The sequence below is a fragment of the Sphingobacterium sp. SGR-19 genome (assembly GCF_011043555.1).
Lineage (GTDB): Bacteria > Bacteroidota > Bacteroidia > Sphingobacteriales > Sphingobacteriaceae > Sphingobacterium.
Genome location: NZ_JAAKGS010000003.1, coordinates 364,213 through 379,126 on the forward strand (window position 1 = coordinate 364,213; position 14,914 = coordinate 379,126).

18 protein-coding genes are annotated in these 14,914 nt (G+C 35.6%); 16 read left to right on the top strand and 2 right to left on the bottom strand.

Features of this window, described 5'->3' with window-relative positions:
- Nucleotides 1–20: 20 nt before the first annotated feature.
- The 13 genes from G5B43_RS09150 to G5B43_RS09205 all read left to right on the top strand — a co-directional run bounded on the left by G5B43_RS09150 (nt 21) and on the right by G5B43_RS09205 (nt 12,543).
- A complete protein-coding gene (locus G5B43_RS09150; RefSeq protein WP_165294429.1) occupies nt 21–1,124 on the top strand; it encodes an SIR2 family protein in 1,104 nt (367 codons plus the stop codon).
- On the top strand, nt 1,102–2,994 hold the full coding sequence (locus G5B43_RS09155) for an ATP-binding protein (RefSeq protein ID WP_165294430.1): 1,893 nt from the start codon (nt 1,102–1,104) through the stop codon (nt 2,992–2,994). Before G5B43_RS09150 ends, G5B43_RS09155 begins: the two co-directional genes overlap by 23 nt.
- A 12-nt stretch (nt 2,995–3,006) precedes the next feature.
- The gene (locus G5B43_RS09160; protein WP_165294431.1) at nt 3,007–3,828 is read left to right on the top strand and encodes a hypothetical protein; all 822 of its coding nucleotides are present in this window, start codon (nt 3,007–3,009) and stop codon (nt 3,826–3,828) included.
- A 12-nt stretch (nt 3,829–3,840) separates the two neighbouring features.
- A complete protein-coding gene (locus G5B43_RS09165) occupies nt 3,841–5,088 on the top strand; it encodes a Shedu immune nuclease family protein (RefSeq protein WP_165294432.1) in 1,248 nt (415 codons plus the stop codon).
- On the top strand, nt 5,078–7,639 hold the full coding sequence (locus G5B43_RS09170) for a P-loop NTPase fold protein (RefSeq protein ID WP_165294433.1): 2,562 nt from the start codon (nt 5,078–5,080) through the stop codon (nt 7,637–7,639). Before G5B43_RS09165 ends, G5B43_RS09170 begins: the two co-directional genes overlap by 11 nt.
- Before the next feature lie 126 nt (nt 7,640–7,765).
- A complete protein-coding gene (locus G5B43_RS09175; RefSeq protein ID WP_165294434.1) occupies nt 7,766–8,329 on the top strand; it encodes a hypothetical protein in 564 nt (187 codons plus the stop codon).
- 19 nt (nt 8,330–8,348) lie between these two features.
- A complete protein-coding gene (locus tag G5B43_RS09180; RefSeq protein WP_206367296.1) occupies nt 8,349–9,095 on the top strand; it encodes a class I SAM-dependent methyltransferase in 747 nt (248 codons plus the stop codon).
- Between the two features lie 563 nt (nt 9,096–9,658).
- Nucleotides 9,659–10,252 carry an ORF6N domain-containing protein gene (locus G5B43_RS09185; RefSeq protein WP_165294435.1) on the top strand — a complete coding sequence of 198 codons (594 nt, stop codon included), beginning with the start codon at nt 9,659–9,661 and terminating at the stop codon, nt 10,250–10,252.
- Between the two features lie 36 nt (nt 10,253–10,288).
- A complete protein-coding gene (locus G5B43_RS09190; RefSeq protein WP_165294436.1) occupies nt 10,289–11,035 on the top strand; it encodes a metallophosphoesterase in 747 nt (248 codons plus the stop codon).
- 81 nt (nt 11,036–11,116) lie between these two features.
- Entirely contained in the window at nt 11,117–11,269 is a 153-nt protein-coding gene (locus G5B43_RS19520; RefSeq protein ID WP_262887174.1) for an ORF6N domain-containing protein, read from the top strand.
- 32 nt (nt 11,270–11,301) lie between these two features.
- Nucleotides 11,302–11,418 (top strand): hypothetical protein, encoded by a 117-nt coding sequence (locus G5B43_RS19525; protein ID WP_262887175.1) that lies wholly within the window; start codon nt 11,302–11,304, stop codon nt 11,416–11,418.
- Nucleotides 11,419–11,472: 54 nt separating this feature from the next.
- Nucleotides 11,473–12,180, top strand: a complete 708-nt coding sequence (locus tag G5B43_RS09200; RefSeq protein ID WP_165294437.1) for a DUF2071 domain-containing protein — start codon at nt 11,473–11,475, stop codon at nt 12,178–12,180.
- Between the two features lie 9 nt (nt 12,181–12,189).
- On the top strand, nt 12,190–12,543 hold the full coding sequence (locus tag G5B43_RS09205) for a hypothetical protein (RefSeq protein ID WP_165294438.1): 354 nt from the start codon (nt 12,190–12,192) through the stop codon (nt 12,541–12,543).
- A gap of 33 nt (nt 12,544–12,576) precedes the next feature.
- Here the strand turns inward: G5B43_RS09205 and G5B43_RS09210 are convergent, their stop codons facing one another.
- Complete coding sequence (locus G5B43_RS09210; protein WP_165294439.1) at nt 12,577–12,765, bottom strand: hypothetical protein; 189 nt, start codon at nt 12,763–12,765, stop codon at nt 12,577–12,579.
- 119 nt (nt 12,766–12,884) lie between these two features.
- On the opposite strand from G5B43_RS09210, the gene G5B43_RS09215 reads away from it, so the two are divergent.
- The gene (locus tag G5B43_RS09215; protein WP_165294440.1) at nt 12,885–13,046 is read left to right on the top strand and encodes a hypothetical protein; all 162 of its coding nucleotides are present in this window, start codon (nt 12,885–12,887) and stop codon (nt 13,044–13,046) included.
- Between the two features lie 340 nt (nt 13,047–13,386).
- On the opposite strand, the gene G5B43_RS09220 is transcribed toward G5B43_RS09215, so the two are convergent.
- Entirely contained in the window at nt 13,387–13,527 is a 141-nt protein-coding gene (locus G5B43_RS09220; RefSeq protein WP_165294441.1) for a hypothetical protein, read from the bottom strand.
- 127 nt (nt 13,528–13,654) lie between these two features.
- Here G5B43_RS09220 and G5B43_RS09225 point away from each other — a divergent pair, with 127 nt between their 5' ends.
- Together G5B43_RS09225 and G5B43_RS09230 are read left to right on the top strand one after the other, a co-directional pair.
- Entirely contained in the window at nt 13,655–13,870 is a 216-nt protein-coding gene (locus G5B43_RS09225; protein WP_165294442.1) for a hypothetical protein, read from the top strand.
- A gap of 181 nt (nt 13,871–14,051) precedes the next feature.
- Nucleotides 14,052–14,678: a hypothetical protein gene (locus G5B43_RS09230; RefSeq protein ID WP_165294443.1), complete on the top strand. Its 627-nt coding sequence runs from the start codon at nt 14,052–14,054 to the stop codon at nt 14,676–14,678.
- Nucleotides 14,679–14,914: the final 236 nt, after the last annotated feature.

The following is a 14,914-nucleotide window of genomic DNA, read 5'->3' on the forward strand; positions in this document are numbered from 1 at the left end:
TTTACAAAAAGAGTATTGATATGGATAATGAAAAAATCCTGAAAATTATAGAAAGCTGTCATTTCAACTTCTTAATAGGGTCTGGTGCATCTAGGAATTATCTAGAAACACTATCTAATATAGAAGTACTTTTAACAGAACTAGACAAAGAATACCAATTCAATACTACAAACAGAAACTATATCAACTTCTTACAAGCTCTGAACATCTTAATATTAAAAAGAAAAAATAAACTCCTCCCAAAAGAAGTAAATATTTTCACTACCAATATGGATCTCTTTTTGGATGTCAACCTTGACAATCTGGGACTAGAGTTTAATGATGGTTTTGGGGGAAAGTTCATTCAGACGTTTGATACTTCTAATTATCAAAAGTCCTTTTACAAAAACAGCGCTCAGTACAATGTTAGTTCAGAACTACCTCTTTTTAATTTATTTAAGCTACATGGATCGCTTACATGGGACAAGAGTATTGATACAGAAATTAGGTATAATGCTTTATGCGACCCTTTAGATAAATTGAATAAAATTTCCTTCGAGAATGGACAACTGATACAGTTGACTAAAGAAAATGCCACTTCTAAGACTTATTTAGAATTAAAAGAAGAAGCTCAGAAACTCGATCTTGAGGATCACAATGCTATTAACTATCAAAACTTCGCTAAAGAATATGATCGATTAGTAATGATAAACCCCACAAAAGAAAAGTTCGAGAACACAACACTAAGATTAGAGTATTATGAACAGATGCGTATGTACTCTAATATTTTAGAAAGAGAGAATTCCGTACTCTTTGTATCAGGTTTTTCATTTGTTGATGAACACATTAGAGAAATAACCCGGAGGGCTCTTAATTCTAATCCAACTTTACTGGTCATTGTATTCAACTTCGATGAAATAGGTAAAAAAGTAATAGAAGAACTATTTCCAAAACTAAAGTATAAAAATCTGTATACAGAACTTACTGGTTATACTTTCGGAAAAGTAGCTACCTCTGTTTTTGGGGCGTTAGCTAAACAATTAGAAACTTCATTCAACAGCCAACCAGTTGAGTCTAAGGAAAAAGTTACGACACCTGAAACAGTACTAAAAAAAACAGAAGATGGAAAACCAGGTAACGAATAACAACTTTGTCGCAGAGTCTATTCTAAAGATTGGTTCTGTCAGTGAAGTTAAAGGCAAGAACATAATTGTTAAAGTCGACAAAAACAAGAACGCACCCCATCTCCTATATAACGGAAGAATTATAAAGAATGTATCGGTTGGATCCTATATAAAGATAGGTAAAGGCTACAATGAAATTATTGGAAAGATTGAAGGAGAGTTTATTTCTGAGGATAAAAATCTCGATAACAACAATTATACAAATCATAAAAACATAATAAAGAGATTTCTAAACATAACCTTAGTCGGTTACATAGAAAACAATGTATTCCGCCAAGGATTGAAAGAGCTTCCTTTAATAGATAATGACTGTTACTTACTTAATGACTTAGAATTTAACTGTATACATAGCTTCGCAAAAGTTGACGACGATAAGATTAAACTCGGCACTCTACTTAATGAAACAAATACTTCCATAGAAATCGGCGTAGATAAATTATTTGCAAGTCATATCGGTATTTTTGGTAATACCGGAAGCGGGAAATCTTATACGCTTTCGAAAATTTATCATGAACTGCTAACAAAATACAAACATTCAAATAATTTCAAAAATAAAACGAAACTAATTCTCATAGATTTTAATGGAGAATATGCAGTTAATGAAACGAAAGATAATATTATAATTTGCAAACAATTCAAAAACAGGTTCTTTCTTTCTACATCAAAGAACGACGGCGATCGGTTTCCAATCCCTGAATCAGAAATTGACAATCTTACATTTTGGTCTATTTTATTAAAAGCCACTGATCAGACTCAAAAGCCTTTCCTCAACAGTTGTCTCACCAAGAAAACCCTAACAAAAAACATAACAACTGAAGAAGGGTTAAAAAATTTAATATACAACAATATTGCTACTATATTAACTCAAGGTTCTAAATCTTTAGATAAAGATTTCCATATATATCTTCTTGACGAACTTTTAAAAATCAGCAATAATAATAATCTTTTATTCCCGAACATAAAAGATATTAGACTTCGACTTAAAAGTGGCTTGAAAGTTAAATACGGAAGTCAAATAGAACTTGATAATATTGATCACAACACAAATGCGGTTGAGTTTTTAACAAAATTAAAAGACATAATTTTTTCTTTAGAAGTAGACATTTCCAAACTAACAACTTTCGTTAAAATTCGGTTGCAGATTACACTAAATTATTTTGATGTTATTACGCGAGGATATTACTCCAAAGAACATATCGGTCCTCTTTTTAATAGACTTGAATCTAAATTCAGCGAAATAACGAAAGTGTTTGCCGTAATTAAAGAGGATCAAATCATTACAAATGATCGTCCATTTGTTATTATCAACCTAAATGATGTTAACGTCGAAATGAAGAAGATAGTTCCCTTAGTAATCTGCAAATATTATTATGAGCATTATAAAAAGAATAATCTAGAAAGAGAAAACTATCTAAATATAATTGTTGATGAAGCCCATAATATCCTTTCAAGAAACTCAATTCGAGAAAGTGAAACATGGAAAGATTATCGCTTGGAGACATTCGAGGAGATCATAAAAGAAGGAAGAAAATTTGGAGTCTTTTTAACAATATCTAGCCAACGACCATATGATATATCTGATACTATAATTTCTCAGTTACACAATTACTTCCTACATCGCCTAATAAACAATAAAGACATAGAGGCCATTGGGAGAACTGTCTCATATTTAGATAAGATATCTTTCGACAGTCTATCGATACTTCCTCAAGGGGGGTGTATTCTAGCTGGACTGTCCGCCGATTTACCTGTTGTAATCAAAATTGATCCGATCCCGAAAGACAACAAGCCTCACAATGAGACCATCATATTAAGTTCCAAATGGAAGTAGTCACTATTTATTATGGATAATTTGAAAGAAGAACATACCTTCGACTTAATCAAAGCAGAGTCAGATAGAGAATTAATACTTCATATGGAAGTAGATCTTTCAACTCCTGAAGAGCCAAAAATAAAACAACTATTTGCCCATGAAATTGGTCACCTAGTAGGTTTACTTATAAACAATATACTGACAGAACAGTTCGGAAATCCGAAACGGATTTCCTTTAGAAAAGGTGATGCAATATTTGAATATGATTGGATAGACAATATCTTTCAAGTATTAAGTTACAATATCGAAAAAGATTATTATGGACATAGCGGACGAAAAATAAACGAGTTTTGCAAAGAATGTCAACAAACTCAAAACTATATAAACAAATCCTATAATCTTGAAAGACTTACTCCTTATATTTCTTATTTGCTGTTAGGGGGATTATTTCATTTATATTTTGATGCAAAATTGAAAGGATATAAAGTACAAGAATACCACTTTGATAAAATATTTTCGGATGAAAATGACGATAACGTTTCGTCTATAGTTGGTGCCGCAGGTAGTGATTGGACCAGTGTTAGAATGTATTGTGGAGAATATAGGATACCAAACGAAATACTTCTGGAATATCGGCAGCAGTTATATAACATATGTTTAGCAACTGGCTTATTCAGTCACTTTGAAGAGGAAATTGATAATCTAATTGAAAAAGGCAAAATGGAATACAAGGGCGAAGATATGGAAGAGTTGCTTAATAGACTAAGCTTGTCTTTCAAAGATTATTTATCAGAAAATGATTTCCTAAAACAGTTAGATAATCTAAATCACCTTATTAGAGACCGTATTTAATTATTATATAGCATGACAAATAACAAAGCACCGAATCAAGAAAACCTTAGAGAAAGCACTTCCGAAAAGGATATTTATTATTACTATGATGAAAATCAAAAACCCGTGTTAAAAACAAAAGAGATTTTCAAAAATACAAAGCTAATAATATTTTATCCCTATTCAGTAAGTAATAAAGATAATACTGTAAAGGCCAAGAGAATTCGAAAAATTGAGTTTGTTGATTGGTCATTAGACCAAATACCTAACGATTTTAAAACAGAAGGTAAATATGGTCTAAGAACCCTTCGCGCGAGAAGCTTTTTCTCGTTATTGTACTCTAGGTATAAAGAGATATCAGAATATAAAGTAGGTCCCAACATCCAAACTAGTTTTAAAAAAAAATCAATTCAGTTCAAATGGTCTGATCTAAAACAGATATTTAATACGATACAAAAGGAAAAATTATCATACGACCGTGAAAGAAATTTTTTGATAAGTAAAGAACTGGCTAAAATTAATAAAACCATTGTCGTTAAACCTAGATTACTTCCTTCTGGAGATCTTTCACGGTACCTTTCGAGATTTGATTCCTATACAAAAGTTAGCGCCCAAGACTTAAGTGCTTTATCAGGTGTGTTAGATTTAATACCCCCTAGTGTGATAGAAACAACTTCAAATTTCCTAAGAAGTAAAGACAAGATAAATGAAGTCTATCTAGAAGATGTAATCAATAAATATGAGAAACTTTTATCAGCTACAAAAGATAACGAGAAACAATGGCAGGACTTTTTTGAAAAGAATACTTGGGTATTATCTCACTTATTCCCTTATGAGGTAATCATACGGAAACGTGAGGCATTTGTTGGAGGAAAAACTATAGAAAATGACGAAGGAAGAATTGTTGATTTCCTATTTACTAATGGGTTTACAGATAATTTCGTCCTCATCGAAATTAAAACCCATAAAAAAGAATTGCTAAAAAAAGTTCCGTATAGGAAGCCCTCCACTTTTTGTATGTCAGATGATCTATCTGGTGGAATAGCCCAATGTTTAGACCAAAAAGACACCTATGTTAAAGATTTTGGTAATAAATACCCCTCATTTGATCCTAAGTGTATATTAATTGTTGGTCGAAAAGACAATCTTAACAGTAATCAGAAAAATTGTTTTGAATTATTACGAGCCAATCAAAGCACTGTAGATATTGTAACTTTCGATGAACTATTCAAGAAGTTACAAGGACTATTGAAAGTTATTAGTTATTCAGATGTCAAATAAAAAACACAATATTATAAAAGAAGAGTTACTCCCGAATCTCTCCTACTATCTGCTGTTCATTGGGTTCTTTATCTCTTTTCGTGAACCTGTAAGCAGTATAATAAATACTATATTAGTACAACCGCTATTCAGTAAGATCTCGTCCAGTCTCATAACCGATATCGCATTCTTAACATCACTCATTATACTATCTAGGATCATATGGAAGAAACGAGACCATATGTGGATTATAAAATGTACGGCTATATCGCTCATAGCATTTATCACATTTCGTTTTGGCGGCTATTGGACGTACACCCCGACATACATACTAAGCTATATATCAATTAGTTATATTGACTTAGGAGTCATAGCATGTATTGTGCAGTTGATTTGGCATGCCTCTTTATCATGTAAACAACAACAAGGCCTGAGCAATAACGATCAGCGCAATGGAGGCTTTGTCGAAGATAATGCCGTAGAAGAAACAAAAGACGATTCTTACGAGAGAGCCCAAGTAGCGGGGCAAATTGCAAAACAGATAGTCACGACAGATAATAAAAGAGCATTTGCAATAGGAATCACCGGTCGATATGGATCCGGTAAAACATCCTTCATCAATCTGATTTGTCATGCACTTAAGTACGAAGAATCAAATTCTCTAGTAATACACTTCAATCCGTGGGACGCTAATAATACTGCAGATATTCAGAAGCTATTCTTTGACGAATTAAGTACATCGTTGGCAAATGAAGATCGTGCCCTATCATCGTCTATGTACCATTACTATCGAAGACTAAATGGAAGGAGCTCGTTTGTTGGGAACATCATAAACAATTTAAGGGACTTATCCTTAATCTTCGCTCGCGACCTGGATGACGAGAAAAGGAAAATCAATGACATGATGACCAATCTTTCTCGTAAAGTTATCATCATAATCGATGATCTGGATCGTCTGCATAATGATGAAGTGATTGAGGTATTACGTTTGATCCGCAATACGGCTAACTTTGGTAATATGGTATATATCGTTGCTTACGATAAAGAGTACGTCGAACAGTCCATTAAAAAACTGAATGAAAGAACATATAAAAACTATCTTGACAAGATTTTCCAAATAGAGATTCCGCTGCCAAAATCGGAGAGTTATTTTATCGCTGATGCTTTATTAAACAGTCTAAAGAACTTTATCAAAGCTGAGGAATTTGAATATATTGAGAGTAAATTTGTCCCTCTTCACTTTAATAATGAATTTGAAGGTTCTATCGCGTCTATTTTCAGAAACCACCGGGATATAATAAGATTTGCCAATAGCTTTAAACTAACATATTTACTGGTCTCTGAGGAAGTAGACTTTGCGCAATTCTTTTACTTACAACTTTTAAAATATAGATATCCGCGAGCTTATGATATGCTGTACGAACAAAGAAGGGATATTTTTTCTTTAAATGGTAACAATCTTTTATCGACACAGCGTTACCATTTGAAAATCAGCAAAGTGACAGAGGGTAAACACACGATTCTTTCGGAGAAATTGAGTCCTCATCTAGACATCGATGATATTCACATTATAGACAGAATAGTAGAGAATCTTTTCAAACACGAGGACGAGCATTCTTGGAAAACTAACGTAAATGACATAGCAAATGCTGACTATTTCGAAATCTATTTTTCCAATAGGATATCATCAAAAAGTTTATCGGAGAAAGAATTTCGGCAACGTATGCTTGAAAATTCGGGCAACTATGACGACTACATTAATCAAAAATTTGAGCAAGGCATACAACTTCGGCTTCTCAAACGAATACTCAGCCTGCGTATCAAAGAATATAAAGATATTGACCATTATGAAGCGATTGTATCGTGTGTAGGACATGTCATTGCACCTAAATACATAGAAGAGGAAGGTTTAGGTCCATTTCCTTTTAAAAAATTTATGGGAGCTTATATCGACAACGATAGACAGATTATTGAATACATCTATAAAGGAGATAAAGGCAGATTTATTAATTTTCTGAGAAAGGTCTTTAGCAACCAAAGTTACCGGACACACTTTTTCTTAAATGAACTTATAAGGTTGATCATAAATCAATACGGAAATGCATATCATTTATCGCTCGACGAACTAATTAATTTCCAAATCCACTATTTCAGTCAAACCTCAGATGTCTGCGGGCTATCAGATGAGGTCGTGTGGTTATTCTGGGGAATAAGAAACTATGAAAAAGATAATTTAAAGGAAAATGGTGTTATCATTAACAAGGAGAATTGGCAGATTAATCGCGAGGCTATCGAGGTTTTAAAACATCGTATAGTAAATTTTGATCTAAGATATTTCATTGAGTCGCTTATTTTTAAAGTCCCTAATACCGATATGACCTACACACTTCAGAAAAAATTGGTTTTTGATACGTTCGCTGATCTTAATGAACTTACGAAAATCGTTCAATCTAATACACACACGGATGATAATATAAAATCAGAATTTTTAACCTTTATAAAAAAGTATCAACAAAATGAAAACGTTACGGATTTCGAATTCAATTATATATTTCAAGATAAAGAAGCTTAGCGTTTACGAATATTTATAGTTTCGGCAATATATCCTGCAAAGATTTACAAGTGTCCCTTGAAGTTATTGTTCAATTAACACACCTGTGAAATTAACTAATTTTATAACATAAATATTAACCTAAAAATGAGCGTAAAAAAAAGCGTATTAGAACAGAAAACCAATACAGAATTGGAAAAATACATCATTCCTGAGAGTAGATTTGTACCAGAGGCTATCAGATATGCCTTTGAGATCTTAAAATCCAGGGGAAGACATTTCAGCGACGACGAGGTCAAAAGTATCGAGTGGTTAATAGCTACAAAAGAAGAAGTCGAAGACAACGTCGTTCACGAAAATTATATCAAAGCTTCAAATCTTTTTTTGGTTTCTGTTGGACTAGGATTAATCAATATATTCCTCGCCCCTGAGATTACCGCCGAAGGGTCTACGATCGCTGTTTCTATTTTTACCTTGGGTTTCTTACTGATAATCGGGCTGTTGATAAGAAAAAGTTTCGATTGGATGAAATATGTTCTGCTTGTATTCATGATTATAGGAGTTCTCGCAATCCCGTTGTTATTGCAGAATATTATGTATCAACCTGTCGTGGGAATTATTAATCTCATACAAACAGCCCTTCAGGTGGTTACTCTCGTTATTTTATTTAAAATACCGGCTAATCATAGCGCAGAAAAACAACGTGTGTAGAAAACACGTACAATCCTATATGAGCAAAGCTAATAGCATAGAAAAGGTCATGTCGCACCACGATAATATTTACGAGCCGGCGTTTGTCAAAAAAATGTTCAACCGGATGTCAAGTTCGTATGAACGAATGAACTATATAACCTCCTTCGGCTTTTCCATTCGCTGGCGCAGACAATTCTTAGAAAAACTTGGAAAGTCAAACCAGCAATTACATGTAATTGACCTGCTTTCAGGGCTAGGCGAAAATTGGACATTCCTAAAACGAAATTTTCCGAATTCAACCTTTTATGCTTTAGATTTTTCTGACGAAATGATTTCGCGATCGAGTAATAAAAGCAATAAATTGTTTGCTGGTGACCTTAATTTACTGTGTGAAAATATTCTTCAAAATAAATTAGAGTCTAACCATTTTGATATTATTTCTTGCGCATACGGCCTCAAAACGTTCAATGAGCAACAGCTAGAAGTTTTAGCCGGCGAAATACATAGAATTCTAAAACCCGGTGGAAAATTCAGTTTTGTTGAGGTCTCAAAACCGAGTAAAAAACTTCTATGTACCCTCTACGGGTTCTATTTAGGAAAAGTTATACCATTGCTCGGAAAAATATTTTTAGGAAACCCGCACGATTACAAAATGCTTTGGATCTATACGGAAAAATATGGCAACAGCGATTTGGTGAAGCGAATATTTGAGCAGAATAACTTAATAGTCACGGAGGAGAAATATTTTTTTGGTTGTGCGACCGGCATTAGCGGCAGGAAGTGATTCCTTTATAATTATGTATTTGTACATGTAAATGCCTGCACTGCACATCTTTGTTTTCTACCGGAACAACGTGCGAGAATTTATGGTTGAACTGACCAATGCCATTAAACATGCGAGGTCGGCGCAAGGAAATATCACATCGTTGCATACGCCTGTCTATTTCTTTACCATTATGTATATGTACACGTGAATGCCTGCTCTGCACATCTTTGTTTTGTACCAAAACAGCGTGAGCATGTCAGGTGCGTTGTTGATTATGTTATGTGACAAAGTCGTCAACTACATGTTCATTGGGCGTTACCGCAAGGAACATGTTCTCACATTGAAGCTAAATAACGTTCAACACATCGATTTGCTCGTTATGTCAACGAACAAGTCCACAATGTAACGTGACAAAGCCACCAACTACAGTGAGTGGTTGATGATGTCAAGATACATTGCCGATAACTTCATGGAGGTCGGGGCTATGTACATGTACAAAAATGGGAGATTCTATTGCTTTACAATAAAATTTTATTGTTACATTTAGTACTATAATGAATTATGAACGATACCATTAAGTTATGAGTAAAACCAAAACAGTACTAAAAGCAGCAGCCATAGCGGACGATGCCCTCGCCAACAAGATATACGAGTTTAGAGGACAAAAAGTAATGTTGGATAGTGATCTGGCGGAGCTATATGGGGTGGAAACGAAAGTTCTGAAACAAACTGTACGAAGAAATATAGACAGATTTCCAGAGGATTTCATGTTTGAACTAAACGATGAGGAGTTCAAATTTTTGAGGTCACAATTTGTGACCTCAAAAACAGATGGCCGTGGAGGTAGTCGATATACTCCTATGACGTTTACTGAACAAGGTGTAGCGATGCTGTCAAGTGTATTAAGAAGCAAACAAGCAATCCAGGTCAATATCCAAATAATGCGTGTTTTCACGAAGCTGCGTCAGTTCCTGACAGACAACTCCCGTATACAGCATGAACTTATGGAAATGCGATTAGCGATTGAAAAGCTTTCAAAAAAACAAAAAGGTCACGACCGAAATATAGAACTGCTCTTTGAATACATCGACCGACTGCAGGAGAAGCAGGACACCTCTCCTACCGCGTCAAAAACAAACACGGTAATAGGTTTTAAAATTGGTGACGAGAAGTAATAATCGACATATTACGGTTTGCGTTAAAGTTCGAGAATGAAAATACAGGTTATAAGTGACCTTCATCGTGAATTTGGCTCTATGGATTTTCCTGTGAGCGATATAGACGTCTTAGTTTTAGCTGGAGATATAGATATAGGCACAAAGGGCATAACCTGGCTTAACTCATTGGGGTTACAAATACCCGTGATCTATATTCTCGGAAATCATGAATACTACAAAGGATCTTACCCTCGTACTTTAAACAAGATAAAAGAGTACACTAAAAGCGGTAATATCCATGTGCTGGAAAATGAATACATCGATATAGGAGATGTACGTTTTCATGGAACCACGCTTTGGACAGATTTTTCGTTGTTCGGCCCAGCCCGCACATATGGTATACTATGTCAAGATAAGATGAACGATTATAAACGTATCAGAAAAGACCCTCAATTTTCAAAACTGAGAAGTATAGATACCTACGAGATACACCAAAAAGCGCGATTTTGGCTTGAAAAAAGTCTCAAAAACAGCACTGCTAAGAACAATATCGTAGTCACTCACCACGCACCAAGTATTCAATCTGTTCCCACTGCTTATAAGGACGACCCGATAAGCTCCGCATACGCCTCGGACCTTGAAGAAATGATCCATAACTACCAACCGCACTATTGGATACACGGGCATATCCATACGCCTTGTCAGTACAAGATCGGCAATACTACAGTGATATGCAATCCACATGGCTATATCGACGAACCTTATAATGGCTATCAGAAGGAGTTGATTATTGAATTATAAAACGCAAGCCTCATTGCATTACAGTAAAAGTTTATTATTACCTTTATTGGTATAATAAATTATGAACGATACCATTAAGTTATGCGTAAAACCAAAACAGAACTAAAAGCAGTAGCTATAGCTGATGATGTCCTCGCCAACAAAATATACGAGTTCAGAGGACAAAAGGTAATGTTGGATAGTGATCTGGCGGAGTTGTATGGGGTGGAGACACGGAGGCTTAAGGAGATGTAAGGAGAAACATTATTCGTTTTCCTGAACATTTTATGTTTGAGTTAAATAAAGAAGAATATGACTCCGTTCTAAGATCGCAAAAATGCGACCTTACAACAAGGACGCTATTCCAAATACTTACCCGACCGCTTGCAGGAAAAGCAGGATAACTCTCCTACTGCGCCAAAAGTAAAAAAGGTAATAGGTTTTAAAATTGGTGACAAATGAAAATTCCGACCATACATGGATATATCGATAGAAGGATCTTAATAAACTTCACAGCCGACCCCAAAGTGGTCGAGAAAATTATTCCGTTTCCATTTCGGCCTAAAATTTATAAAGGAAAAGCTATCGTTGGAATCTGCCTGATCAGACTTAGAAACATAAAGCCCAAAGGATTACCTGATTTCCTGGGGGTAAATTCAGAAAACGGTGCTCACCGGATCGCTGTTGAATGGGACGAAAACAATGAAACAAAATCTGGGGTATACATTCCTCGTAGAGACACATCCTTAAAACTGAACACACTCGTTGGCGGTAGGATATTTCCTGGTAAGCATCATTATGCGAAATTCCATGTGGAAGAAAATAGCGGTAATTTTCACATTGATTTTAAGAGTTCTGATAACACGCTCATATCCATTGATGCAACCGAAGCCTTACTATTTAACGAAAGTTCGATTTTTGAAAATTTGGATAATGCCTCGGCTTTTTTTGAAGATGGAGATCTCGGATACTCGCCCAACAAAAGAAAATTTGATGGGCTGAGGTTGAAAGCATATGAGTGGAAAGTTCGGCCACTTGACGTGTCAGCAGTGAAATCTAGTTTCTTTGAAAATGAAGAAATTTTCCCTAAAGGTTCCGTTATGTTTGACAATGCGCTGCTGATGACAAATATTGAACATGAATGGAGAAGTGAGGATAGTAAATAACAAAGAAGTATGAAAAAGAGTTATGGTTTTGAGGTATCGTTAAATGGAAAAAAACTAGCGCGAGCCGGAATACCAAAAGATAATTATGTGGTCAATTGTATCGTAGACGCCGTTCATAGAAAAGATGGCAGCGAAGAATTATATATGCGAATTGGAGGGTTAGACAACGATGCACAGATACATGTCGGTTGGTTTGGTGAACAAATTAAAGTTGGTGATAAAATATCGATAGAAGTGATAGACGACCAATTTGATCAACCAACCTCTACAAGCAAAAAATTCACTGAAGAGGAGATCAGAGAGCAAAAAATGAAACACTATCTTCATCTCAAAGAGGAATTGAAAGATTATTTGGATGAGTAGAATCTAAAGGTTCCATCAAAGAAAAAGTACTACTTAACCGCCACGAACCCGAACGGAAATGCGAGGTCGTCGGACGGAAGTATCACGTCGTCGTACGCCGACGTCGCTTCGGCGCACGACTGTACGCAACTTCCGCCTATCTTTATCGCGTCGGCATACGGGAAACTCATCTCGGCATACGGCAAACTTGTCTCGGCGCATGGGGAAACGTTGTCCCCACATGCCGACAAAGTATCGGCACACGGGGAGATAATGTCGCAGTATGGGGAAACTATCTCGAAGAACGGAATTATCACATTGGCGCCCGAAAGAATGATTTCTCCATATGGGAGATTAGACAGATGACCATCAGTATCACATCCCCATACGGATTGTTCACATCTCCGTACCACGACACGGTGTCGTTGCCCAGCGCATCGTCCAAGTCGTCCGACGAAAGTACGCCGGCGTACCGGAAAATAGCGAATAGTTATTTCATTACGATTATGTACTTGTACATGTAAATGCCTGCACTGTATATCTTTGTTTTGTACCGGAACAAGTTACCTATGTTCCTTGCATTGTTGATTATGTTATGTGACATAATCGTCAACTACATGTTCATTGCGCGCAATTGCAAGGAACATGTTTACACATTGAAGCTAAACAATGTTCAAAACATGAATTTACTCGTTATGTCAATGAACAAGTTCACAATGTAACGCGACAAAGTCACCAACTACATTGATTTATTGGTTAAGTCACTGTACATAGCCGATAACTTCATGGAGGTCGGGGCTATGTACATGTACAAAATGGAAGATTCTATTGTTTTACAATAAAAGTTTATCGTTAGCTTTAGTGCTATAATGAATTAAGAGACCCCATCAGTATAACTTCTCCATACGGATTATTTACATTCCCGTACCGCGACAGGGTGTCGTTGCCCGGCACACTGTTCAAGTCGTACGACGACAGCACGCCGGCGTGCTGGAAAATGGGCAAATAGTTATTTCTTTAGCATTAATCTTTATTGGTGCAATTTCAAATGGAAATAGCCCAGGTCTCTCCTACTATAGTATCCAGAAGACTTATTAATCAAATAATCATATATTTATCGTAGTTTATCCTCGTGTCCGAATCACCCGAGTTAGCAGAGGCGATCAAAACGCATGCTGAATATTTTAAGGGAAGTTATTTCATACATGCTGCCGTATTCCAAAGCAACTATCGGTTTGAGAAGCTTCAGTCTGTCGAGCTCTTGAAAATAGGTTCTAAACGATTGGTTAATGATTATAGCTGGACAACAGACAAACTCCAAGGCACTACAACGTTTTTGATGCCGTAGGATTGAGCTGCACGTTTGTACCAATAATTCTACGCCGCAGAATGTTACCGAAAACCAAAACTGGAAGTTTTTTTTCAAAAGTCTCTCACAACGCTTTTCAAACATTGCATTTACCGAAAAACAACTATATATTAGGGGAGCAATTATTAAACGTTAACCGATCAATAAGATATTACAATACATGATAGCAAAATTCTTAGAATTAAATAATGGTAAACTCAGATTTGCGTTTCTTTTTACTTCAACAATCTTTACCTCAATCGCGCTAATTTCAATTCTTACAGCCATCATTAACGGAAATGAATCTCTTGAATGGTTAATTGTGGTTACTATTCTAATAATGGCGTCTATTGGTCTTCCTGTACTCATTTTGGGATTTACGTGTTTGATATGGTTTAATAAAGCTCGGAACAGAAACAGAGCATTTCAAACAGATCCTTTCGACAAATTAGATCGATTGGGTTTTAAAACAGTACTGACTCACGAAAAAACAAAATGGTATTTTACGGAAGAGATAAAAGAAGCTGAGATTAATGGTTATAAGGTACAATGTGATGTGCAAAGGGAAACGCCAAAAAAGATCGACTTCATACCTCAAGTTATTCCCATAAATATGACGAAGGAAATTTTCAAAAAAATAGAAAAAGAACTCAAAAACGAAGATATATATTTTGATTTTGATATATACCTGAGAAAAGTCTATTCTTTAAAAAGAACAACGGGCCTAACGAGCCAAAAGCTCGATGATGATCTCAAAAAGTTTGTTGAATTACTGAGATCAAAGGGTTTTGAGCCTCAACAAAAATGAAACAAACCAGACACTGACACACCGAAGGGAGGATCCGCTTCTATCGGTGTTCCAATCTTTGCACTATCATTCTTACTCCTCCCGTAGGTAATCTAAGTGGCCAGAGAAATTTACCAAGACATTAGCGGTTAGCGGGTGCGCAAGCCAATTATCTACAATGATTCACAGCATTGACATATAAAAAAATCCAAACAGCTTTTTCGGTTTTAATCGGAAAAAGCTGTTTTTGTAATCTT